The sequence below is a fragment of the Actinomyces mediterranea genome (assembly GCF_900155595.1).
In the GTDB taxonomy this organism is placed as follows: Bacteria; Actinomycetota; Actinomycetes; order Actinomycetales; family Actinomycetaceae; genus Pauljensenia; species Pauljensenia mediterranea.
Genome location: NZ_FTPB01000003.1, coordinates 343,051 through 365,353, shown reverse-complemented (window position 1 = coordinate 365,353; position 22,303 = coordinate 343,051). Strand labels below are relative to the sequence as shown.

Annotated in this window: 21 protein-coding genes; 12 read left to right on the top strand and 9 right to left on the bottom strand. The window is 63.2% G+C overall.

Going from position 1 to position 22,303, the window contains the following annotated elements:
- Positions 1–129 precede the first annotated feature (129 nt).
- On the top strand, positions 130–1,062 hold the full coding sequence (locus BQ7471_RS02740) for an LCP family protein (RefSeq protein WP_328586642.1): 933 nt from the start codon (positions 130–132) through the stop codon (positions 1,060–1,062).
- Between the two features lie 151 nt (positions 1,063–1,213).
- Positions 1,214–2,332: a glycosyltransferase family 4 protein gene (locus BQ7471_RS02735; RefSeq protein WP_076464021.1), complete on the top strand. Its 1,119-nt coding sequence runs from the start codon at positions 1,214–1,216 to the stop codon at positions 2,330–2,332.
- Positions 2,333–2,351: 19 nt separating this feature from the next.
- On the opposite strand, the gene BQ7471_RS02730 is transcribed toward BQ7471_RS02735, so the two are convergent.
- Complete coding sequence (locus BQ7471_RS02730) at positions 2,352–2,720, bottom strand: DUF2304 domain-containing protein (protein ID WP_076464020.1); 369 nt, start codon at positions 2,718–2,720, stop codon at positions 2,352–2,354.
- A complete protein-coding gene (locus BQ7471_RS02725) occupies positions 2,717–3,400 on the bottom strand; it encodes a glycosyltransferase family 2 protein (protein WP_076464018.1) in 684 nt (227 codons plus the stop codon). The genes BQ7471_RS02730 and BQ7471_RS02725 overlap by 4 nt, the downstream gene beginning before the upstream one ends.
- A 101-nt stretch (positions 3,401–3,501) precedes the next feature.
- On the opposite strand from BQ7471_RS02725, the gene BQ7471_RS02720 reads away from it, so the two are divergent.
- From BQ7471_RS02720 to BQ7471_RS02710, 3 genes are read left to right on the top strand one after another with little or no spacing between them, the layout of a single operon-like run.
- The gene (locus BQ7471_RS02720) at positions 3,502–4,101 is read left to right on the top strand and encodes an acyltransferase (RefSeq protein ID WP_076464017.1); all 600 of its coding nucleotides are present in this window, start codon (positions 3,502–3,504) and stop codon (positions 4,099–4,101) included.
- 2 nt (positions 4,102–4,103) lie between these two features.
- Entirely contained in the window at positions 4,104–5,201 is a 1,098-nt protein-coding gene (locus BQ7471_RS02715) for a DegT/DnrJ/EryC1/StrS family aminotransferase (RefSeq protein ID WP_205408238.1), read from the top strand.
- Positions 5,202–5,203: 2 nt separating this feature from the next.
- Positions 5,204–6,193: a Gfo/Idh/MocA family protein gene (locus tag BQ7471_RS02710; protein ID WP_076464410.1), complete on the top strand. Its 990-nt coding sequence runs from the start codon at positions 5,204–5,206 to the stop codon at positions 6,191–6,193.
- A 55-nt stretch (positions 6,194–6,248) separates the two neighbouring features.
- Here the strand turns inward: BQ7471_RS02710 and BQ7471_RS02705 are convergent, their stop codons facing one another.
- Together BQ7471_RS02705 and BQ7471_RS02700 are read right to left on the bottom strand one after the other, a co-directional pair.
- Positions 6,249–7,808 carry a DUF2142 domain-containing protein gene (locus BQ7471_RS02705; protein ID WP_083663209.1) on the bottom strand — a complete coding sequence of 520 codons (1,560 nt, stop codon included), beginning with the start codon at positions 7,806–7,808 and terminating at the stop codon, positions 6,249–6,251.
- Between the two features lie 11 nt (positions 7,809–7,819).
- On the bottom strand, positions 7,820–9,253 hold the full coding sequence (locus tag BQ7471_RS02700) for a sugar nucleotide-binding protein (protein ID WP_076464013.1): 1,434 nt from the start codon (positions 9,251–9,253) through the stop codon (positions 7,820–7,822).
- A gap of 216 nt (positions 9,254–9,469) precedes the next feature.
- Here BQ7471_RS02700 and rfbA point away from each other — a divergent pair, with 216 nt between their 5' ends.
- From rfbA to BQ7471_RS02670, 7 genes are all read left to right on the top strand, one after another.
- Complete coding sequence (gene rfbA, locus BQ7471_RS02695; protein ID WP_076464011.1) at positions 9,470–10,333, top strand: glucose-1-phosphate thymidylyltransferase RfbA; 864 nt, start codon at positions 9,470–9,472, stop codon at positions 10,331–10,333.
- A gap of 19 nt (positions 10,334–10,352) precedes the next feature.
- A complete protein-coding gene (locus BQ7471_RS02690) occupies positions 10,353–11,264 on the top strand; it encodes a glycosyltransferase family 2 protein (RefSeq protein ID WP_076464010.1) in 912 nt (303 codons plus the stop codon).
- A 54-nt stretch (positions 11,265–11,318) separates the two neighbouring features.
- Positions 11,319–12,158: an ABC transporter permease gene (locus tag BQ7471_RS02685; protein WP_205408237.1), complete on the top strand. Its 840-nt coding sequence runs from the start codon at positions 11,319–11,321 to the stop codon at positions 12,156–12,158.
- Between the two features lie 8 nt (positions 12,159–12,166).
- On the top strand, positions 12,167–13,444 hold the full coding sequence (locus BQ7471_RS02680) for an ABC transporter ATP-binding protein (protein WP_076464406.1): 1,278 nt from the start codon (positions 12,167–12,169) through the stop codon (positions 13,442–13,444).
- Positions 13,437–13,676: a hypothetical protein gene (locus BQ7471_RS10730; protein WP_083663208.1), complete on the top strand. Its 240-nt coding sequence runs from the start codon at positions 13,437–13,439 to the stop codon at positions 13,674–13,676. The genes BQ7471_RS02680 and BQ7471_RS10730 overlap by 8 nt, the downstream gene beginning before the upstream one ends.
- Positions 13,673–14,497, top strand: coding sequence for a rhamnan synthesis F family protein (locus BQ7471_RS02675; RefSeq protein ID WP_083663207.1), 825 nt, complete (start codon positions 13,673–13,675; stop codon positions 14,495–14,497). The genes BQ7471_RS10730 and BQ7471_RS02675 overlap by 4 nt, the downstream gene beginning before the upstream one ends.
- A 74-nt stretch (positions 14,498–14,571) precedes the next feature.
- Positions 14,572–16,554, top strand: a complete 1,983-nt coding sequence (locus BQ7471_RS02670; protein WP_076464405.1) for a glycoside hydrolase family 99-like domain-containing protein — start codon at positions 14,572–14,574, stop codon at positions 16,552–16,554.
- Positions 16,555–16,630: 76 nt separating this feature from the next.
- Here BQ7471_RS02670 and BQ7471_RS02665 read toward each other — a convergent pair whose 3' ends face one another.
- The 5 genes from BQ7471_RS02665 to BQ7471_RS02645 all read right to left on the bottom strand — a co-directional run bounded on the left by BQ7471_RS02665 (position 16,631) and on the right by BQ7471_RS02645 (position 22,252).
- Complete coding sequence (locus BQ7471_RS02665) at positions 16,631–17,863, bottom strand: lipopolysaccharide biosynthesis protein (protein ID WP_076464007.1); 1,233 nt, start codon at positions 17,861–17,863, stop codon at positions 16,631–16,633.
- An 8-nt stretch (positions 17,864–17,871) separates the two neighbouring features.
- Entirely contained in the window at positions 17,872–18,750 is an 879-nt protein-coding gene (locus BQ7471_RS02660) for a glycosyltransferase family 2 protein (protein ID WP_076464005.1), read from the bottom strand.
- A gap of 2 nt (positions 18,751–18,752) precedes the next feature.
- The gene (locus BQ7471_RS02655; protein WP_076464004.1) at positions 18,753–19,586 is read right to left on the bottom strand and encodes a LicD family protein; all 834 of its coding nucleotides are present in this window, start codon (positions 19,584–19,586) and stop codon (positions 18,753–18,755) included.
- Between the two features lie 192 nt (positions 19,587–19,778).
- Entirely contained in the window at positions 19,779–20,945 is a 1,167-nt protein-coding gene (locus BQ7471_RS02650) for a glycosyltransferase family 4 protein (RefSeq protein ID WP_235821210.1), read from the bottom strand.
- Between the two features lie 8 nt (positions 20,946–20,953).
- Entirely contained in the window at positions 20,954–22,252 is a 1,299-nt protein-coding gene (locus BQ7471_RS02645) for a lipopolysaccharide biosynthesis protein (RefSeq protein ID WP_076464000.1), read from the bottom strand.
- Positions 22,253–22,303 lie beyond the last annotated feature (51 nt).

The window sequence follows — 22,303 nt, the reverse complement described above, 5'->3', positions numbered from 1 at the left end:
GCTTCGAGGCCATCCATGTCCGGTGAAACCCAGGCGCATCCACCTGCTTTCCCTCCCCGTCAAGAATCCCGTCCACCTGTGCACGAACGGGCGGAGGCGGCACCGAAGAAAAGACGGAGGCGCTCGATCATGCGTCCCATCATCACCGTGCTGCTCGTCTGCTTCCTCGCCGTCGTCTCATGGGGTGTATTCCTGGTGTGGGACGCCAACCAGAATCTGGGACGCACCAGTGCCCTATCCGGGGCTGCGAATACACCGGGAACGACTTATCTGCTCGCTGGGTCCGACTCGCGCGCCGACGGCGCAGTTCAGGACGGCGTCAATGACTCGGAGAGATCCGACTCGATCATGCTCGTGCACGTCGCCCCCAACGGCCAGACAGTCGCCCTGTCGATCCCCCGCGACTCCTATGTCGAGATTCCTGGTCACGGATGGGACAAGATCAACTCCGCCTACGCCTATGGGGGCTCTGAACTGCTGGTCGCCACGGTCGAAGGACTGACGGACCTGACAGTCGACCATTTCATGCAGGTCGGCATGGGTGGCGTCTCCACTATCGTCGACGCCATCGGGGGGATCAATGTCTGCTACGACTCGGATGTAACGAACGACCTATCGGGACTCGAATGGACCGCCGGGTGCCACGATGTCGACGGGGACACTGCCCTCGCCTTCGCCCGCATGCGCTACTCGGATCCGATGGGCGACATCGGGCGCACATTGCGCCAACGGCAAGTCATCTCGAAGGTCATCGGGAAGGCAGTGACCCCGTCGACGTTGCTCAACCCGTCGAAGACCCTCACACTTGAACGGGCGGGCTCTGCTGCCTTCACCGTCGACGACGACTCGTCGATCACGGATGTTGTCAGGCTCGTCCTCGCATTCCGCACAGCGGGTGCGGACGGGTTGATGGGCACACCGCCCATCGAGTCCCTCGACTACACGATGGATTCGGGAAGCTCGGCGGTACTGCTCCGGGACACCACGGCCCCCGAGTTCTTTGAGAAAGTCCGCGCGGGAACAGTGTCCCCCTCCGATCTCAATGTAGTCGAGGGCTACTGAATCGGACATCCCGGCGCAATCGTCGTTCAGTCATCGCACTGGCCGTACGATATCTGCTGGAAGCGTGTACGCACCGGATTCGCGCACGATGGTCACGTGTCGATCGTTGCGCGCCACCCCGGGCGCATGAGTGTCCGAATAGGAGGCGCACATGAGATATGCCATCATCGTCAATCGTTATCCGCCGCTCCAGGGCGGAGTCGAGTTCCATGCGCAGAATCTGGCATCATCGCTCAACAAGCTCGGACACGACGTGTGGGTCCTGACCATCGGGGAGCATCCGGAACAGCGTAACGATGGCGGCGTGCGTGTCCTCGTCTCGAAGTCGTGCTGTCCGATCGCCGATGTCATCTCCTTCCCGACCATCGGTGCCACCAGGAGGATCGTAGCCTTCTTGGAAACCAATCGGATCGATGTCGTATCCGTTCACACTCGTTTCTTCCCGATGACTTTTGTCGGGCTCCGGGCGGCGAAGAAGGCACATATCCCGGTCATCCACACCGAGCACGGATCGGACTATGTCTCATCGGCCTCTCCCTTGATCAGCGCGGGTTCGCGGATGGTTGATATGACGATCGGGCGATACGTCCTCCGCGGTGCGAACAAGGTCCTCGCAGTATCCGAGAATGCCGCCATCTTCGCTCAGCGCCTCGGTGCTCGGGGCGCGAACGTCTTCTACAACGCGATCACACCGCCGAAGTCAACGGGAGAGCACACCGATCAGCCCCATCGGCTCGTCTTCGTCGGCAGGATGGTCGAGGGCAAGGGCTGGGACGTCTTCCTCGATGCCATCGCACGACTCACAGCTGAAGGCATCCGCGTCGAGGGGGAACTCCTGGGAGGGGGGCTGCAACTAGAGGAGGCCCGCCATCGCGTCACAGAACTCGGCCTCGACTCGACGGTTGCAGTGCGGGGGCGCGTCTCGCCCGACCGCGTGCGAGAGAGCCTCGCCGGGGCGACCCTCGTCAATCCGACGACTCTGTCCGAGGGATTCCAAACGACTTTGCTCGAATCGCTGGCGGAGGGCGGCAGAATCGTCACCTACGACGTGCCCGGAGCATCAGTGCTCGCCGCACAGGGACACCCCGTGATGATCTGCGCCGAGCGTTCTGTCGGCGCCGTGGTTGATGCGCTCAAGCACCTGCTCAGCGACCCCCCTGCACAGTCGGATGCGGCGATGATGAGTGAGTGGACGTGGCCGGTCCGCGCGCGCCAATACGCCGATATCGCAACTGAAGTCGTCGCCGCCTATCGTGCCGCACGACGATGAGCGGAAGAACAGCGGAGCCTCAGTCGTCGTCGGACTCGTCGGCGCTCAACGGTTCTTTCACGTTCTGGATCGCAATGGCACGTGCGAGGTTCGTCAGTTTCTTCTCCATGGCGACCTCGCGCCGATAGGCGGTAACGACTTGTGCGAAGAAGGCGACGAAGAGGACGTAGAGCAGCAGGTTCACGCCCTGTGACACGCCCACCGACTGTGCGAGCCTATTGAGCATGTTGGGGGATAGGACGGCGAATGCTGAGAAGACGACGAGCGCCAACATGCCCAGGCGGCGCATTGCAAGATGCGACTGCGAGTGAACCGGGCGCATGATCCAATAACCGATTCCGAGAAGCAGGATCAGCAGGATCAGCTTGATCAGCCAGTAACTTGTCATCGGTCCTCCAGCATCAATTCAACGAGAATATTGATGGCGTTGAGCATCGACTGCCCTTTGGCGCGAGAGTAATCGGTGTATCGGATGTGGACGCCGACCTCGCGCCACGCAAGCCCGGTCTGTCCTAGCTGCTCAATGATCTGGGAGGCGTGCGCCATTCGATTCTGAGAGAGGAATACCTTATCGAGTGCGTCGCGCCGGATCACACGCAGACCGTTGTGCGCGTCCGTGAGGCTCATCTTCGACCTCATCCGGGAGAACGTCGCCGCGAGGTGGAGCACGACCCTTTTCGCTGCCGACATTTCAAGGGTCATCCCGTCGATGAAGCGTGAGCCGAGGACGAATCCCAGGTTCTCCTCGCGGGCGACGTCCACCATATGTGCCGCATCTTGGCTCTGATGCTGTCCATCCGCGTCGAAGGTGACGACATAGCGCGCATCGGTGTTGGCGAGCACCCACGAGAATCCGGTTTGCAGTGCGGCGCCCTGGCCGAGATTAATGGGATGCACAGCGACATGCGCCCCTGCTTTTCTCGCCTCTTCGACGGAGGCGTCGCGCGAACCGTCATCGATGCACAGAACATTGGGGATGCGTGTTCGCAGATCTCGTACCACGTCGCCAATAACTTGAGCCTCGTTATAGAGGGGAATTATCGCCCAAGTGTCGGAGTAGTCGTGCATGGGCCGATCATAACAGAGCGCCCTCGTCGTCCCATTGGCGATGCCTGAGGCCGTCGGAGTATTCCAGGCCGTAGGATTGCCTCCGAGAAGGAGATCGATCGATGACACGAACCCATGCAAGTGCCGATGTCGGCGATGACGCGCGCATCGGGGAGGGGACGGCGATCTGGCACCTCGCGCAGGTCTGCGACGGCGCCGTAGTCGGACGTGACTGTATCATCGGGCGCGGAGCCTATATCGGAGTCGGCGTCGATATGGGGGATCAGTGCAAAGTACAGAACTACGCCCTCGTCTACGGGCCCGCGCGCGTGGGCAGGGGCGTCTTCATCGGTCCCCACGCGGTGCTCACCAACGACCATCACCCCCGCGCAATCACCCCCGACGGCTCGTTGAAATCCTCAGCGGACTGGGAGCCGGTGCGCGTCACCATCGACGAGGGAGCATCGATCGGAGCCCACGCGGTGTGCGTCGCACCGGTGAGCATCGGCGCATGGTCAATGATCGGAGCCGGGGCGGTCGTGACGAGGGACGTCCCCGACTACGCACTCGTCGCAGGAGTGCCCGCGAAGCGGATCGGGTGGGTCGGCGAAGCGGGAGTCGCCCTCGTTCGCGACGAAGCCGCCCCCGAGTTTTACACCTGCCCGACAACCGGCGCCCGGTACCGCCTTGTCGACTCCGAGACCCTCGTGAAGGATCTGTGACGATGCCCGACATGATCCCCGCGGCGCACCCCATCATCGGGGAAGCCGAAGTCGAGGCGGTGGCGACCGTACTGCGCTCCGGAATGCTCACCCAGGGCGCAGAAGTCGCCGCCTTCGAAAAGGAGTTCGCTGCCGCACTCGTCGGACAGGGGGAGTGCATCGCCGTTAACTCGGGAACCTCCGCGCTTCACCTTGGTCTCCTCGCCGCGGGCATCGGGCCGGGCGATGAGGTCATCGTCCCCTCCTTCACTTTCGCAGCGACGGCGAATGCGGTCGCCATGACAGGTGCGACTCCCGTGTTCGCCGACATCGACCCCGCCACATTCTGCATGGATCCGGCGAGTGCACAGGCGGTCATCACGCACCGAACCAGTGCGATCATGCCCGTGCACCTCTATGGGCATCCCGCCGACATGAACGCCCTCGAGGCACTCGCCGCGACGCACGGCCTGCTCCTCATCGAGGACGCCGCTCAGGCCCACGGCGCATCCCTCAACGGCCGACGAGCCGGATCATTCGGAGCCTTCGGCGCATTCAGCTTGTATCCGACGAAGAACATGACCTCCGGCGAAGGCGGAATGGTATCGACCTGTGACGCCGATATCGCCCGGCGGGTGCGGCTGCTGCGCAACCAGGGCATGCGGACCCGCTACGAGAATGAACTCATCGGGCTCAACAACCGGATGACGGATATTCACGCGGCGATCGGGCGTGTGCAATTGCAGAATATTGACGCCTGGACGCGGCGGCGTCAAGAAAACGCGGCATTCTTGACTGAGAACCTGCGCGGAGTCATCACTCCGACAATCGCGCCCGGAGCAGCCCACGTGTTCCACCAGTACACGATCCGATGCGCAGGTGACCGCGATCGTTTCGTGGAGGAATTGCGGGATGTGTGGCGCATCGGCTCGGGCGTCTACTATCCGATCCCGCTTCACCGTCTCTTGCCTCTTCAGCGATTCGCCTCGTCGGCGGATCTCGCCCAGACTGACCGGGCTGCTGGTGAGGTCGTGTCGCTGCCCGTCCACCCGGCGCTGACAATGGCAGACCTCGAGCGCATCGTGACAGCGGTCAACGCCATCGCCCGGGCGGGGGCGTGATCATGGGCTCGATCCGCGTCGGTGTCCTCGGCTTGGGGGCAATGGGCCGCCATCATGTTCGCAACGTCCGCGCGACCAAGGGCTTCGATCTTGTCGCCGTCGCAGATCCCAGGGGAGACGTGTATTCCGTCGCGGGCGAACTCGAGGTCCTCGCCGGTGTGGCCGAACTCGTGGCACAGGGAATCGATGCCGCCATCGTCGCCGCTCCCACTGCCTTTCATGAGGAGGCGGCGCTCGCCCTCGCCGACGCGGGGGTGCACGCCCTCATTGAAAAACCCCTCTCAATGTCCGTCGCCTCGGGCGAAAGGATCTGCAGGGCATTCTCAGACGCGGGACTCGTGTGCGCCGTCGGATACGTGGAGCGGTGCAATGCGGCGCTATTGGAGATGCGCAGAAGGATCAAGCTCGGACAGCTCGGACGCGTCTTCCAGATTGCGACTCGGCGCCAGTCGCCCTTTCCCGCGCGCATCTCAGATGTGGGCGTCATCAAGGACTTGGCGACCCACGATGTCGATCTGGCGGCATGGATCGCCGGAAGCGACTACGAGACAATCTACGCGCAGACTGCGTGCCAGTCGGGGCGCGAACACGATGATGTCCTCATCGCGTCGGGGCGCCTGTCCAACGGCGTCCTCGTCAATCATCTCGTCAACTGGCTGACCCCCTTCAAAGAGCGGGTGACGGTCGTCACCGGGGAAAGGGGATCACTCGTCGCCGATACTGTGCTCTCCGATCTCACCTTCTACGAGAACGGGTCATCGCCGGTCGCCTGGGACCATATCGCCAATGTGCGGGGCGTGCGCGAGGGGACGGTGACGCGCTACGCGCTGGTCAAGCGGGAACCCCTCGCGATCGAGCACGAGCGCTTCCGCGATGCGATCACTGGGGAGACGGCGGACTACGTCTCGGCCGATGAGGGGCTCACGGTGCTGCGAGTCGTTGAGGCGATGCAGCAGTCCGCTAGGACGGGACGAGCGATACGGCCCGAGTGACCGGCCTCGCCACTGGCGCACCCGATGCAAGAGCGGGCGCGCCGGGGCTGGGGAGTCAACGGTCGGCGGGTTCGCGCGCGGGCGGACGGGTGAGGACGAAAGCCAGGATGACGGTCGCAGCGAATGCCAGTGAGGACGTCGTCCATACGACTGTCGGCGACATCGGAATCGGCCACCACCACTGCATGAACCTGTCGAGGTTGAGCGGGGGGTCTCCGCTGTTGACTCCTGCGGTGTAGCGCCACAGGGTCATTTGAAGGGCGAGGCAATAGGCGGCTGAGATCCCGAATCCGACGACGACCGACTGTACGCGCGAGAGCACCGCCGGTGTGCGTGAGTCGACGACGAAGAGGATGAAGAGGAACACCGCGAGCAGCGGGAGCATATAGCGCGGCTGGTAGTGCCACAGCGTCGGGTAGTAGCCGCGAACGGTGACGGCGATGGGAACGCCGATGAGGGCGCCGAATATCATGAGTGCGGACAACCATTTGCGCCACGTCCCCCCGGCGAGTCCGACGATGAGGGCGCCGCCGAAGATGAAGAGCATGACGAGGACGGTGGGTTCATTGATTGGAGTGTCGAACCACCCCGGACCGCGGTTGTAACCGTAGAAGCCCGCGATATAGAGGGGGACCTGCAGGGTCGCTCGGACGAGGGTCTCCACCGGGCCCGACGGGGTGAACGCGAGTTCCGCATCAGAGCTGGTGACAACGGTGGACTGTCCGGTTGAGAACATCGAAAAGACGCCGACCGCTGATGCGACCGCGAGGAACACCATGTACGGCCACAGCATGCGGCGCCACTGAATGGCGAACACGAGCGCCATGGCGATGACGAACAAGAAGAAGGCCGAGTCTCCGCGCGAGGAGATGCACAGCAGTCCTCCGAGTGCAGCCAGGGCGACCAGCACCCACCGGCGCACCCCGCGCGAGTTGAGGGCGCCGAGCATACCCGTCGCAAAGGCGAAGGTTCCGGTCAGAGCCCACGAACTGGGGTTATTCGATGCCACGTAGTAGATGCCCATGGGCACCCACGCGATGAGCAGTGCCACAGCGTATCCCCGGCGTTGCAGTGCCGGGATGAGCGCCCCGATCGCGCCGAGTAGGGCGACGGAGATGAGCATATTGACGGTTCTCATCAGCAGAACCGACTGGTTGACGCTCTCCGAGATGAACAAATGGTGGAAGCGGTAATACCCTTTCGGATAGTTGCCGTCGTCGTAGCGGCGCGTGTAACCGTCGTTCTCATTGAGATACGGCAGGGTGCAGGCTGCGGACACCTCCTGCTTGAAGGCGTAGCAGGTCGAGGCCTTCGCGATGGGCTCCGGGACGAGGACGTTCACCTCTCCGTCGATGATCCGCGTCCGGCACGACCCCTCCACCGGACGGGGGCACCAGATCGAAGCGAGATGGTAATCGTCATCCGGAGAGCCCCCGACGGGAGAGGCGAGCACCCATCCGAGACCGGCGACGACAGTCGACAACACGAGGAGGGCACCCAAGAGCCAACGGATCACGCCGGACTGTCGGGGATCCGCATGCTGGGGCACAGCCGCGGGCGACACGGCGGACTCGGCGTCCGATGAGTGCATTGCGGTTGTGTCATCGGTGGTCATGAATGGGAGTCTCACATCAACGTCCGAACATAGTCGTCGAGGCGCTGCATGGAATCGCCCGGGGTGAAGCCGGTCGATTCGATCTTCGACAGATCCAACGCGCTATTGAGCGGTCGGGGGGCGATCCCCTCCTGGCCCGCGAAGTACTCCTCGGTGGACACGGGTGTCACATCGGTGGCGTCGCGGCCTGCGAGCTCGAAGACCCGGGAAGCGACATCGCACCACGAGACGACGGGGCCCTCGCCGGACAGGTTGTACGTCCCGTACTCGGCAGAGCATGTCAGGAGGTGGATGATCCCGGCGGCGAGATCCTTCGTGAAGGTGAGCCGACCGGTTTGGTCGGCGACCACCGATGGGCTGATGCCGCGCTGGGCGAGGGAGAACATCGTCTTGGCGAAGTTCTTCCCATCGCCGACCACCCAACTCGTGCGCACCAGGTAGTGCTTCGGGGTCGCGGCGACGGCGGCGTCGCCGCCCGCCTTCGACTGGCCGTATACGCCCAAGGGGGAGGGGTCTTCGTCCTCGGTGTGGATCTGAGCCGTTCCATCGAAGGTGTATTCACTGGAGATGTGGACGAGTGTCAAGCCGCGATCGGCGCACACTCGCGCCAGGTTCGCGGGCCCCGTTGCATTGGCGCGCCAGGCGGCCCGGCGCCCCTCAGGCGTCTCGGCCCCGTCGACATTGGTCCATGCGGCGGCATTGATGACGATGTCGAACTGCGACCAGGCGAAGCGGTCCATCTGTTCGCGCGAGGAGATATCGACATCGGGCAGGTCGACACCGGTTGCGGTGAATCCCGCGGCGGGCAGCTGGCTCATCAACTCGCGGCCGAGCTGGCCATTGGCGCCCGTGACGAGGACGCGCGCGCCTCTGGCCTCGGGCGCTGCGAAGGGGACGACGTCTGCGAGGCGCGGATGGGCGGCGTCCTTGTCCGACAGGATCGCCGAATCGAGGCTGATCGGCCAGGGGACATTGACGGTTTCATCGGCGAGGTTGAGGAAGGTGTACCGTGCGTCGGGCGACCAGTGATCGTTCACGAGGTAGGTGTATGCGGTGTTCGGCTCAAGGGTCTGGTAGGCGTTGCCCACGCCGCGCGGAACGAAGACGGCGACGGAGGGGTCGATGATCGTCGTGTAGACCGTTCCAAAGGAGGGGCCCTCGCGCAGATCGACCCACGCGCCGAAGACGCTGCCTGTTGCCACTGATACGAACTTGTCCCACGGCTCCGCGTGGATGCCGCGGGTCACCCCGACCTCGTCATTGAAGGAGATATTGTTCTGAACCGGGCCGAAGTCCGGCAGCCCGAGAGCGATCATCTTCTCGCGCTGCCAGTTCTCCTTGAACCAGCCGCGGTTGTCTTCATGAACCGTCAGATCGATTCGCAAGAATCCGGGGATCGGCGTCTCTTCGATGGCGAGACTCTTCCTCGGAGTTGGCGTGCTCATGGCTGTTCCCCCTCAGACTGCGACATGCGCCGACGCGCATCACTTCACGGGCAATCGTAGTAGAACGCGGGGGAAACGCCGCAGCATCGCACTGTGGCATGTCCATCGCCGCCGGGCGAAGAACCGCGCCGGGCATTCGCCCCGCATATCGGTTAATACCCTGCATAATGGTGGAACTGGAAGCATTCGCATCGGTGACACCCGTGGGAGGAATATATGAAGGGCATTATTCTTGCAGGAGGTGCGGGAACACGGCTCAACCCCATTACCCTTGGGACTTCTAAGCAGCTCGTGCCCGTCTATGACAAGCCGATGATCTACTACCCCCTGTCGACACTGATGCTCGCAGGTATTCAAGATGTTCTCGTCATCACGACCCCGCACGATGCTGACAACTTCCAGCGCCTCCTCGGCGATGGTTCACAACTCGGCGTATCCATCTCCTACACGGTGCAGGTGGTGCCTAATGGACTGGCACAGGCATTCGTCCTTGGGGCGGACCACATCGGCACCGATTCTGCCGCCCTCGTCCTGGGCGACAACATCTTCTACGGTCCGGGCATGGGGACGCAGTTGCGCCGCCACGCGAATCCCGACGGAGGCGCAGTCTTCGCCTACTGGGTGTCCGACGCCAGCGCATACGGCGTCGTCGAATTCGACGAGAACTTCACCGCGCTGTCCATCGAAGAGAAGCCGGAGCACCCGAAGTCGCACTACGCGGTTCCGGGCCTCTACTTCTACGACAATGACGTCGTTGACATCGCACGGAACCTCACCCCCTCCGCCCGCGGTGAGTACGAGATCACTGACGTCAACCGCACGTATCTCGAAGCGGGCAAACTTCAAGTTGAAGTGCTCCCCCGCGGCACCGCGTGGCTCGACACGGGCACATTCGACTCCCTCGCAGACGCGACGAATTTCGTTCGAACGGTGGAGGCCCGCCAAGGCATGAAGATCGGCGCCCCCGAGGAGATCGCCTGGCGCATGGGCTTTATTGACGACGAGGGTCTGTGCCAGCGCGCAGAGCCTCTCGTCAAGTCCGGGTACGGTCAGTATCTGCTCGACCTGCTCGAACAGTGATGCCCCGTTAGTGACGGGCATGAATAACCGGGTCTGCGCAATCGTCGTCACCTACAACACCTCCGGTGGTATCGACGAACTCATCGCCACCCTCGCCTCCCAGTGCGACCGTGTCGTCGTAGTCGACAATGGATCCGCGCCGGAGGCACGGGCACGTATTACGAGTGCGTGCACTGTGAAGGGCGTTCATCTCATCCCCTTGCCCACGAACATGGGGATCGCGCACGCTCAGAATCGTGGCATTGACTACGCGCGCGACTGCGGCTGCGCACTCGCCCTGCTCTCCGATGACGACTCCGTACCGCCGGGCAACATGGTGCCCCGCCTCGTCGATGCTCTGCGGCACGAGCAACGCGGCAACAAGGTGGCGGCGGTGGGGCCGCTCGTCGGCGAATTGAAGCCCGGGGGGGACCAACTCGTCTACGTGGCTCGGCGATGGGGGCCGCGACGGGCGACCCCGAGCGAACTCGAAAAGTCGGCACTGCCCGTCGCCTTCCTCGTCGCGTCGGGGTGCCTCATTGATCTGGATGCGATCAGCGATGTCGGGCCGATGAACGATTCCCTATTCATCGACCATGTCGACCTCGAGTGGTGTCTGCGCGCCCGCCGCCGCGGGTGGGGGCTCATCTGTGCGACCGATATCCACATGGGTCACAGCCTCGGTGACGAGACCGTTCTACTGCCCGGGAGGAGACAACCCGTCCACGTTCACGGCCCCATCCGCACCTACTACCTGTCGCGCAACACGATCCTTCTCATGAAGTCCGGTCTACTGGGGGCGGCCTGGACCGTTGGCTATGGGGTGTGGCTGATGAAGTATTGCGCTTTCAACGCCGTGCTCGCCAATGTGCGGACGGAGCGCATCCGCATGATGGCGCATGGCATCGTCGACGGGTGTCGAGGCCGCACAGGGGTTTTGAGCGTTCGATAGCGGGGTGTGCCCCGATGATCGGCTAGCATACGTTTCAAGGAAAGGGGACTGTACGTGGATGCACCGCAGAGGTCGAACGTGAGGCCCGTCAAGCCCATCGGTCAGCAATGGACATTGATCAACGCCTTCGGGCAGCGCGATCTCAAGTCGAAATTCAATGGGACTGCGCTGGGCTGGCTCTGGTCCCTCGTTGTCCCCATGGCAACGCTGGGGATCTATACGCTCGTATTCGGCGGGCTGTTCAAGATGACACCCCCCGAGATCGCATCGCGTCACGCGGGCATCGGCATCTTCGCGGTGTGGATGTTCGCCGGGCTCACCATTTGGAGCTTCTTCCAGAACTCCATCAATTCGGGGATCGCAGGCCTGCTGGGCACCGGAGGCCTGCTCCAAAAGGTGTACTTCCCCGCATATGCGCCGGTCCTCGGCGCGAGCCTCGCAGTCGGAGTCCAATCCCTCATCGAGGTCGGAATTCTGCTCGCGGTGCTCCTCTTCCTCGGCAATGTGTCGTGGACATGGCTCCTCGTCCCCGTCGTCCTCGCCATCCTCGTCGTATTCGTCGGCTCCCTCGCGGTGATCGTGTCGATCTGGAATGTCTTCATCCGCGACCTTGCGCATCTAGTCGGAGTATTCCTCCAGTTGATGTTCTATGCGACCCCGATCATCTACAACCCGTCGATCATTCCTACGGATTTCTACGGAATTCCGTTGCACAATCTCGTCATGGCAATGCCCATGGCTCAGTTCGTCACATTGTTCAGGGCCATTACCTACGATCTCACCGCGGGAAGCCCGTCATTGTGGATCGGTTGCCTCACGTGGGCGGCGATCGCCCTCGTCACGGCTGTTCTTGTCAACAGGCGATGGGGCGGCGACCTTGGAGAAAGGATCTGATGGTGGCGATGGCTGAAGAGGGCGTCGAATACGCCATTGAAGTGGAGCACGTCTCCAAAGCATTCCGCGTCCATTCGGATCAGCGTTCGACTGCAAAAGAGATCTTCGTCCGAGGTTTTTCGAAGAAGACATCGGAATTCAAGGCGCTCGACGACGTATCCTTCAAGATCCGCAAGGGGACGACCTTCGGCCTCATTGGACACAACGGCTCCGGCAAGTCGACGATGCTCAAGATCCTCGCAGGCGTCTACCGTCCCACGAGCGGCGCCGTCCATGTGACGAATTCAGTCGATGCGCTGCTGGAGTTGGGCGCCGGTTTCCACGGGGAGCTGACCGGACGCGAGAACATCTACCTCAATGGAGCGATCCTCGGGCGCACGAAGAAGCAGATCGACGACTCCCTCGAGTGGATCATCGACTTCGCCGACATCGGTGCGTTCATCGATGAGCCTGTGAAGGTCTACTCCTCCGGTATGGCGGTCCGACTCGGCTTCGCCGTCGCAGTCGCCGTCACTCCGACGATCCTTATCGTTGACGAGATTATCGCCGTCGGTGATGAGAACTTCCAGCGCAAGTGCTTCGAGTTCATGCGCGTCCTGCGCGACAAGGGCACGACGATCGCCCTCGTCACGCATTCGCTGTCGATTGCGCAAGACATGTGCGACGAGTGCGTGTGGTTCGACCACGGGAGGGTCCGTAAGATCGGCCCCTCGCGCGATGTCGTCTCCGCCTACCTCGAGGACGTCAACGAGCAGGAGAACGCCAAGCGCGTTGCTGCTTTCGACGCGGTCGCGGCGGGGAACGCCGACGACTACCACAATCGTCAGGGCAGTGGGGAGTGTCGCATCCAGGGAGTCGAATACTACGACGCCAATGGACAGCGAGTGTCCTTCCTGTCGACGAAGAAGCCCGCCACGATTCGCCTCGTCATCGATTCCTATGCGGATGTGTCCGGCGTCGAGGTCGGGATCGCCCTCGCCACGGATGCGGGCGTCGTCGTCGCGGGCCCGAATTCGAAGAACGGCGGCGTCTTGTACGATTTCCCCGCGGGCACGTGGGCAGTTGACTACAGCATCGACGACCTCATCATCCAGCCGGGGCACTATTGGATGACCGGTGCCCTCCACCGCGCGGGCCGTCCATTGGACTACGCGGAGAGACTCGAAGAATTCATCGTCCGCGCGGACCACGTCATCACCGAACCCGGCCTCGTTGCGCTCCCCCCGGGAGTCTGGGCGGGCTCGGCCATCAGCAAGTCTTCTCACGATGGAGCCGACCATGCCTGAACGCAGCGAACATGACGCAGCACAGATGGAACTGCATCGCCTCCGCGCAGCATTGCGGAACGCGAATCGCGAGATCGCCGCAAAACAGCACGAGATTCAGCGCTTGAACGAGGCACTCGCGATCACGCAGACCAAGCTCGACGAGTCGTGGGATCAGTTGCGCACATTGAGGAACTCCGTGTCATGGCGGGTCACCATGCCGCTCCGTCTGGGAACGAGAGGGAATCAATGACCGCCGGAGTTCGAGACCGTCCTCTGGTCGTGGATGTCGTCAAGGGCCACATCCGCACCGAGCGGGGAACCATCCCGCTAAAGGGGCTCGACAAGGTGGCACTCGTCGCCCAGTTCTCGACAACTGCGACCCAGACGCGGTCCCTGTCGGCGTATCTGAACCAACTCGATGCAGCGGGCTTCCTCCCGGTGATCATCTCGACATGCGAAGCCGACGAGCCCCTCGAATTCCCCTACGGCCTGCCCGACTCGACGGTCATCGTGCGCCGCCCCAATCTCGGCTACGACTTCGGCTCCTGGGCGACTGGCCTCGGCTCCTTTCCACAGATCCGTCGGGCCAACCGCGTCCTGTTGACGAATGACTCATTGCTCGGGCCTTTCGCCGATATCGCCTTCCTTCTCGACTGGGCGTGCACGCCCGGCCCGGACATCCGAGCGATGACGACGTCGTACCAGATCGTCCGCCACCTTCAGAGCTTCTTCTTGTGCTTCCACAATGGGATCCTCGACGATGCCGCGTGGCGCGTCTTCTTCAATAAGATCCGCGTCGAGCCGACGAAGGACGATGTGGTCATCAACTATGAATTGGGATTGAGCCGACACGCCTTCGAGCAGGCGTACTCCTGGGACTCATATGTATCGGCGCCGGAGCTCAAGCTCGAGAACGGCAATCCGACTATCGAAGGCTGGCGTGAACTGGTGGAAGCCGGTATCCCCTTCGTGAAGCGGACGATGCTCACGCATCCGGCGGTGGTCGAACAGGCGCCTGCCGTCATTCAATTCGTCAAACAACGTTTCCATACTGACATTCGTGAATGGTAGGAAAGAGAATGCGAAGGATTACGGCTCACGGGGCCATTCGCCGTGCCAAGCACTATGGCTTCCGTGCTCGTCAAATGGGTGTCGATCTACTGACGACGGGGAGTATTCACGGCATTAGGGCCAAGCACCGCGCTGATTTCGTCAACTACCTCGCGCGCCAGGGCGGGCGGCAGGATTCCGGATTCCCCGACCTGTGGCGCACCTATGACTGGATGCAGACGGGGACGACCAGTCGTATCGCCGTAGTCATCAATTGCTTCTACGTTGACCTGATGGATGAACTGCTCGAACAGGTCTGCCTCATCCCCATCCCCTTCGACGTGTATGTGACGAACGTGTCCGATCAGGAGGTGCGCTTGCCCGCCACCCTGGGGAATATGAGGCGCGGCGTCGTCGTCGACTGTGAGAACCGCGGTCGCGACATCCTCCCGATGATCCATCTCGTCAACTCCGGCGTCCTCGACCAGTACGACCTCATCCTCAAGGTCCATACGAAGAAGAGCCCTTGGCGGGAACAGCATGCGCAGCTGTCCGGTTCGGGGGAGAACTGGAGGGGGGAGTTCCTCGACTCACTCCTCGCTTCTGAGGACAATATCGCTAGGATTATCGCCTCATTCGCCGATGACCCCGATCTGGGCGTCGTCACGGCCCCGGGTTCGATCGTGGGCAAAGAGTTCTGGGGCGGTGACGAGCGCATCGTGCGGCAACTGCTGCGCAGGATCGAACTCGGCGTCACTGCGAGCGAGTTGCGCTTCCCCTCGGGGTCGATGTACTGGTGCAGGGGATTCGTCCTCCAAGGGCTGCGCTGCCTCAGCCTCATTACCGATGACTTCGATGAAGAGGCTGGCCAAGTCGATGGAACAACGGCTCACGCCGTTGAAAGGATCGTCGGGATCCTTACCGACGAGGCGGGGCTGCGCATGGCGAGCACCGATGAACTCGAGCCGCTCGACGATCGGCGTGACATGCTCATCGAGTCCTTCCTGCCGGAGGCTCAGGTGGAACCGCGGGCCAGCGTGGTCCCCTTCTACCTGCCCCAGTTCCACCCCTCGCCCCACAATGACATCTGGTGGGGGAAGGGCTTCACGGAGTGGACCAATGTCGCCAGCGCTGTGCCGACCTTTAAGGGCCATTACCAGCCCAAGATCCCCACAGACCTCGGCTTCTACGATCTGAGGATCGACGATGTGCGCCGCGAGCAGGCGGAACTCGCGTCCTCGCACGGTATCGCGGGCTTCATGTACTACTACTACTGGTTCTCCGGAGAACGCCTGCTCAACGTCCCCATCGAATCGCTGCTCGCGTCTGACACCGACTTCCCCTTCTGCATCATGTGGGCCAATGAGAACTGGACGAGGCGCTGGGACGGACGCTCCCAGGACATCCTCATCGGACAGGACTACGACAAGGTTCCCGCAGAAGACTTCATCGACGACATCATGGAGTTCCTCCTCGACCCTCGATACATGAGAGTGAATGGACAGGCTCTGCTCGCGGTCTACCGCCCCGGGCAGATGGCGGATTTCGGCGCAGTCGCCAACGAATGGCGCCGACGCGCCCGAGAAGCTGGGGTCGGTGAACTCCTGCTGATTTCAGTCGAGGTCGCTCAGGATTTCGACGCGGTCGATAAAGAGTCCCGCGATGAGATCGATGGGACGCTGGAGTTCCCGCCGCATAATCTCCCCTGGGTTGCCGGACCTGCGGAGTCGGTCGGTTTCGACTCTCGTTGGAGGGGCAACTTCATGAGTTACCAGGCGACGGCCGAGGCATCGATCATCAAAGCGCGGGAGGGCGCCAACGACCGCTACCCGGGTGTCATGGTGAATTTCGACAATACTGCGCGGCGCCAGTGGAAACCCGAAGTCTGGTACGGGTCGAATCCGTATACATTCAGACGATGGCTCGGAGCCCATATCAATTCCGTCATGGTGCGCGAGCGCAGTGAGAGGATCGTGTTCATCAACGCGTGGAATGAATGGGCGGAGGGTGCGATTCTCGAGCCGACGACGAAGTTCGGGAGAACTTTCCTCCTCGCCGTCAAAGATGCCGTGAGGTGAGGGGAGAAGCACTCGCACTGCTGTCGACATCGATCGTTGTACGTCGCTTGAGACCGTCAGCGGCTGATCGAGGGGCTCAGCGGTCGAGTCTGCGGTAGTCGCGGATGAAGAAGAGAACGAGGATCGCGACGGCGACGGCGTAGGCCACGATGCCCACCCAGCTCACACCATTCATCCCGAAAGCCGTGACGAAATACGTCGATCCCGCGGCTGTGATGGCGGCTGCGACGATATTGCCGAAGAAACTCGCTTTGAAATCGCGCAATGCGAGCAGCAGATCATTCATGAACCATGCGAATGCGGTGAGTAGCGTGCACAACAGCATCGGCTGGAGCAGATACGTGTATTCGAGGATCTGGCGACCGAAGAGGAGATGCAGAATGGGGCCGCCGAAGAGGAGGAGAAGGACTGACAGCGCCGCGGTGACTGCGAGGATCACGGCGGTCGTCTTACCGAGGAGTCGCACGGCGGCCCGCTTATCCGTTGCGAATTGCTCCGCGAAGGTCCCCATGAGGGGACTGTAGACGTAGGTGGCCCCCATTTGCACAATGAGGGCGGGGGCTGCGACGGAGGAGTAAATGCCGAGGGCGGAATCTCCCGCCAGAAGGGCGAGTTGCTGCTTGGGGATGGTGAGAACAGCACTTGATGCGACTTGGGCGAGGACAAGGGGCAATAGGGCGGCAAGGGTCGTGACAGCGGGTCGCCATTCGACGATCGGACGAATCGGCTCGAATCGTGCCGCGCGCGGCATGTCGTAAACGAGCCCGATCATGAGTGTCGTCAGAGACAGGGAGATCACTGCGAGGACGAGCGAATTGGTCAGCCACAGGACTGCGGAGAACGCGATCAGGTTGGATGCGCCCTGCATCATGTAGGACTTGCCGGAGATGTCCATCCTCAGGGCGCGCTGGTCGATCGCGTGGAAGACTTCGATGAAGTTCGTGATGATCGAGTAGACGAGGTAGAGGGAGATGACGAGGAGGGAGCCGGGGGAGTTCGTCGCGGCGGAGTAGACGACGCCTATGAGGAAGGACAGCGCGGAGGTGAGGATTCTCAGACCGACGTAGGCTCCCGAGGAGCGCTCCTGTGAGACATCGGTGACATGCAGCGTGCGGAGCCGGAAGTCCGCGAAGGGGAGGACGAGGTTCGCGATCGACATGGCGAGGGACAGGGTGCCCGCGGCGTCGAAACCGTGTGAGAGGCGGACGACTGCAATGGTGATGAGGTAGTTGCAGACGAGGCGAATCGTCGAACCCGCAGAGTTCCACAGCATGTTGCCGCGCAGCGACAGGCCTTCGCGTCGACTCACTCCATGTCCTATCTGAAAAGGGTATACCGCGCAATGAGTGCCGGTACGTAGCAGAATATCGCGAGGACCCGATGGGGGGCCATTGCGATGACTCCTCCCTGGCCGGCGAGCCTGCATCCGACGATGTAGAGGATCGTCTCTCGCACACGGCTCGTGAGAGTGGTCGCCCGGCTCGCGCAGTAGCGCTTGTGCTTCCAGTAGCCGATAGGGTTGCGCATCGCGTTCGCTGAGAAGTTACGAGTCAATCCGTCCGGCAGGTAGTGACAGATCGTGAGGATCGTATTATCGGCGAGCATCACGTATTCATCGTCGAGGCGGTAGTAGACGCTGGTCTCAGCGACGAAGATCTCCCCCGGCGCCACATCGTAGGGGTAGCGCCGCAGCACCTCCGTGCGGTGGATGAGGGAGGTGTCACCGGCGAACCCCATCGTTTCGAAGAGATCCCAGTATTTTACGTCGCGGGCGCCCGGCGGCATCCACGTCACCATCGGCGTGTGCTCGTCGGTTCCCCGCAGTGCGACGATGCCCGCGTACCGGTCGTCGCCCTCGATCGTGGACCAGACGGAGAGAATGTGCTCGACGGCGGTGGGGACGAGGTGATCGTCGGAGTCGACGACGAAGAAGAGGGGGCACGGGCAGCGCTCGACGCCGGTGTTGATCGCCCGGGGCTTGCCCCCATTGTCCTTCTTCATGTAGTCGATGCGGATCCGATTCTCCTCGATCCATGAGCGCACGAGTGATTCCGTGTCGTCTGTGGACCCATCATCGACGATCAGCCACATGAAGTCGCCGTTCGTCTGCGCGAGGAGTGTCTCGTACAGGACCCCGAGGATGTAGGCGCGATTGTAGGTGGGGGTGAAGATGCACAGGGTCGGTGCCGAAGACATGCTCACTCCCCGTCGATCCACGTTACCGATCGCAGATGAGCGGGTGGGCGCTCCCGGGCGGGCGGAACCCGGCGCCAGTCCCCGTAGTATTGTTCGAGGACCTCCTCGGCGCGGTGCGGCACGGCGAAACTCGCGCCCTCGAAAGATGCGCGTCGCGGGGGGAAGAGCTGCTCGCGGGTGAACGACGTCTTATCCGATACGTCGTCGACGATCTGCGCATAGCGGATCGTCGACCCGGTCGCGCCCTCAGCGGTATTGAGGCGCAGTGCTAATGATTCACTGCGCCGCGCAATGGCGAAGGGGTTGAGGAGGCGCACGAACGGATACAGCAGTGTCTTGAGGATCCGAGCGGCGGGGGACGTCGCATACCGCGGGGTGCTGACTGCCAGACCGCGGAGAGTGATGAGGCGCTGAGCCCGCCGAATCGATCGTTCCATGCCGGGGGTGCTCATATCGATGCGCTCAAGGGGGAAGACGTCGACCCACAGGCCGATCGCATGGTCCTCGCACAAGAAGGACTCGACTGCTCGCGTGCGGGTATCGACGAGTTTGAGAAAGCCGTAGATCGACGACTCGTCCCGGTGAGTGACAACGCGGAAACGATCGGAGAGGACGCCGCTCGTCGTGCACAGCGCGTAGAACTTCTCATAATCCTCCCGGGGCATCTGGACATCGATGTCGTCGTCCCACGGAATGAATCCCTGATGGCGGAGTGCCCCCAGGAGGGTGCCGAAGGCGAGGAAGTATGTCAGATGATGCTGAGTGCAGATGCGATCGAGCTCCTTGAGGACGTCAAGTTCGACAGACTTGATCTCCTCAGTGGAAAGAGACGTCATGCGGGTTCCTCTATGCGGGTCTTCATGCGGCGCACCCCCTCGAACGAGGACGGGCGATGAATGCCATTCTACCGGCGATTCGGCGTGAGTCTTGAGCGTCGCGACGCGAGTCAGGCGCCGGGGTCGCGCGGCTGTTCTCCTCCGCGCCCAGGGGACGACGGATCTTACGCCGCACGGCACGCGCCCCGGTGCTCAGGCTCCGCGCACGAGCACCCGGTCGTAGTAGTCGCGCAGTTGCCCGATCGCCCCGGTGAGGGAGCGCTGCGCGACGACCCAGTCGCGTCCGCGCGCCCCCATCTCGGTGCGCTCCTCCTCACTCATCGACAGTACTCGCCTGAGCGCTCCGAGCAGGGAGGCCGAGTCAGTCTCATCGGCGAGGAGGCCCCGGCAGGCGGGCGCGACCATCTCCGGTGCGCCGCCGACCGCATTCGCGATGACGGGCAGGCCACAGGCCTGGGCCTCGAGGAGGACGAGCCCCGCAGCCTCCGCTCGGCCGAGCGTCGTGCGAGTCGGAAGGACGAGAGCGCTCGCGGCGCGCATCCACTCGCGCACATCCGTCCGCTCGAGCCCTCCGACAACGCTGATCGACGGATCCGCCGTCGCCGCGGCCTTCGCGTCGCGCCGCAGGGGGCCGTCGCCGACGAGGACGAGTCTGTGCGGTGTGTCCGACAGCGCGGCGTGGGCGGTGAGGAGCTCGGGAACGCCTTTGAGGCGTGAGAGCGCCCCGACGAACAAGACGATGGGCGCATCGCCGCCCGTTCCCCGCGGCCCGGTGCTCCCAAGAGCCCCGGCGCCGTTGTCGCCCCGTATCCCCGTCGGCGTCCACCAGTCGGTGTCGACCCCCTGGTAGTGGACCTCGAGCCTTGTCGGATCCGCTCCTGCCTGTATCGCCGTATCGGCGAGGTGGCGCGACACTGCGAGCAGCAGATCCGACTCTGCGAAGGCAGCCGTCCGATTCACGGCGTTCCACGCGCCTGTCGGCCCGAAGAGGGTCCTTTTCGCTTCCCGGGGGCCGAGATGCGCGTCGAAGCCGTGCAGGGTCGTCACGAGTGGAGCGCCCGTGCGTCTCGCCGCCTCGACGGCCCCCAGCGACCATGTCGCCTGATGCTGATGGATGAGATCCGGTTCCCATGCTGCGATCCGACGCGCCATCGCCCGGATCCTCCCCCATTTGAGGACGGTGCGCAGCCGCATCGGAACGATCTCCGCTCCGGGAACGGCCTCGTCGATGTCGAGACGCGCCGCCGGGTCGCTCACGCGCGCGCACAGGGTGAAGACCCGCCAGTCGATCTCGGGCATTGCGAGGGCGTGCTGGAGGGCGAAGTAGGTCGGCGGCACCCACAGCGTGCCCTTCGTCACGGCGACTCTCATGCTTGCCCTCTGCCGATGGCGCGGTCCCATGAGGCGGCGACCCGCAGCGTCAACCACGTGAGAAGCACGAGGAGTAGCGTCATTGTTCCCGACACCGCCCATACGGTCGAGACGATCGATGCTCCGGAGGCGCCGAGCCAGGAGATGAGAGCGAGGGGGGCCGCCGCATAGACGAGGGAGAAGCAGAGCATGAGGGCCTGGCGGTCCGTCACGATGAAGACTGTGGAGATCGGGGAGGTGACGACGGTGAGGAGGAGCCAGGGGACGAGTGCACGGGCGATGAGGCCCGACAGGCCCCATTCGGCGCCGAGATACCAGGGGAAAACGGAGGGGGCGATGATGAGGAGGAGAAGGAAGGCGGGGACGCCCGCGGCGAGGGAGAAAACGATGGAGCGTGTGACGAGGGGGAGGAGGCCGCCGCGGGTGGCGCGTGCGAACCTCTGGTAGAACACCTGCGAGACGGCACTCGTCACGAGGGCGACGGGCGCCTGCATGAGCAGCCACGCCTTGGCGAACTGCCCCTGCGGGTCTGCGGAGAAGTACACGCCGATGAGGAGTGTGATCCCATTGATGCGCACCGCGTCGACGAGGGCGTTGGGCAGGTTGAGCAGCGGCATTCGCCGGTAGCGTCGGGCGAGTTCCCGGGTGGGGGAGCCCCCGGTCCCCGGGCGGCGCAGGCCCGAGCGCGCCCGGGAGGCGAGGAGCAGCGCCGACAGGATGGTGCCCACGAGCTGTGAGCCGAGTTGGCCGAGGATGCCGGAGAGGCCCGCGAAGGGCAGGGCGATGCGCGTTCCCTCAATGGCGAGCGTTTGGTGGACGCGGTTGCGGGCGATTCCCCGGTAGTCCGTCGTCCGGGTCAACCAATAGGCGCAGGAGTTCACGGTGGCGGTGGCGAGGGCGAGGATCCCCGTCCATCCTAGGTAGGGGGCGATGCCGGGATGGTGGAGCCAGACGGCGATGCGTTCCGCGGCGAGGATGCAGATGAGCGCGGCGAGGCCGCAGACGAGGGCCGCCACCGCTAGGGCGAGGCGCAGGAGACGTCGGGCCTCGTCATCTCGTTCGGGCAGGACGATCGCCATGTCGTAGCGCAGTGCGGCGATGGTGCCCACCATCTGTGCGATGGCGAGCATAGACGCGAAGGAGCCGACTTCGGCGGGGGAGTAGAGCCGTCCAATGACGGGCGTCGTCACGAGAACTACGACCTGGGCGAGGACAGTGCCCGTCAGCAGCGTCGACACATGCGCGAGCGCCGGATGGCGCCCGACGAGGCCGCATGCGCGCTGTCGAAGATCCACCCCCTCATTGTGCCGATCCGATGTCCCTCGCGCACGCGGGCGCACAGAAGC

Excerpts from the sequence above, each read along its gene's own strand:
- BQ7471_RS02725 (WP_076464018.1), bottom strand. The coding sequence starts at position 3,400 with ATGCACGACTACTCCGACACTTGGGCGATAATTCCCCTCTATAACGAG.
- BQ7471_RS02690 (WP_076464010.1), top strand. The coding sequence starts at position 10,353 with ATGAATAACCGGGTCTGCGCAATCGTCGTCACCTACAACACCTCCGGT.
- BQ7471_RS02715 (WP_205408238.1), top strand. The coding sequence starts at position 4,104 with ATGCCCGACATGATCCCCGCGGCGCACCCCATCATCGGGGAAGCCGAA.
- BQ7471_RS02670 (WP_076464405.1), top strand. The coding sequence starts at position 14,572 with ATGGGTGTCGATCTACTGACGACGGGGAGTATTCACGGCATTAGGGCC.
- BQ7471_RS02680 (WP_076464406.1), top strand. The coding sequence starts at position 12,167 with ATGGCTGAAGAGGGCGTCGAATACGCCATTGAAGTGGAGCACGTCTCC.
- BQ7471_RS02655 (WP_076464004.1), bottom strand. The coding sequence starts at position 19,586 with ATGACGTCTCTTTCCACTGAGGAGATCAAGTCTGTCGAACTTGACGTC.
- BQ7471_RS02710 (WP_076464410.1), top strand. The coding sequence starts at position 5,204 with ATGGGCTCGATCCGCGTCGGTGTCCTCGGCTTGGGGGCAATGGGCCGC.
- BQ7471_RS02730 (WP_076464020.1), bottom strand. The coding sequence starts at position 2,720 with ATGACAAGTTACTGGCTGATCAAGCTGATCCTGCTGATCCTGCTTCTC.
- BQ7471_RS02720 (WP_076464017.1), top strand. The coding sequence starts at position 3,502 with ATGACACGAACCCATGCAAGTGCCGATGTCGGCGATGACGCGCGCATC.
- BQ7471_RS02740 (WP_328586642.1), top strand. The coding sequence starts at position 130 with ATGCGTCCCATCATCACCGTGCTGCTCGTCTGCTTCCTCGCCGTCGTC.
- BQ7471_RS02735 (WP_076464021.1), top strand. The coding sequence starts at position 1,214 with ATGAGATATGCCATCATCGTCAATCGTTATCCGCCGCTCCAGGGCGGA.
- rfbA (WP_076464011.1), top strand. The coding sequence starts at position 9,470 with ATGAAGGGCATTATTCTTGCAGGAGGTGCGGGAACACGGCTCAACCCC.
- BQ7471_RS02705 (WP_083663209.1), bottom strand. The coding sequence starts at position 7,808 with ATGACCACCGATGACACAACCGCAATGCACTCATCGGACGCCGAGTCC.
- BQ7471_RS02675 (WP_083663207.1), top strand. The coding sequence starts at position 13,673 with ATGACCGCCGGAGTTCGAGACCGTCCTCTGGTCGTGGATGTCGTCAAG.
- BQ7471_RS02700 (WP_076464013.1), bottom strand. The coding sequence starts at position 9,253 with ATGAGCACGCCAACTCCGAGGAAGAGTCTCGCCATCGAAGAGACGCCG.
- BQ7471_RS10730 (WP_083663208.1), top strand. The coding sequence starts at position 13,437 with ATGCCTGAACGCAGCGAACATGACGCAGCACAGATGGAACTGCATCGC.
- BQ7471_RS02660 (WP_076464005.1), bottom strand. The coding sequence starts at position 18,750 with ATGTCTTCGGCACCGACCCTGTGCATCTTCACCCCCACCTACAATCGC.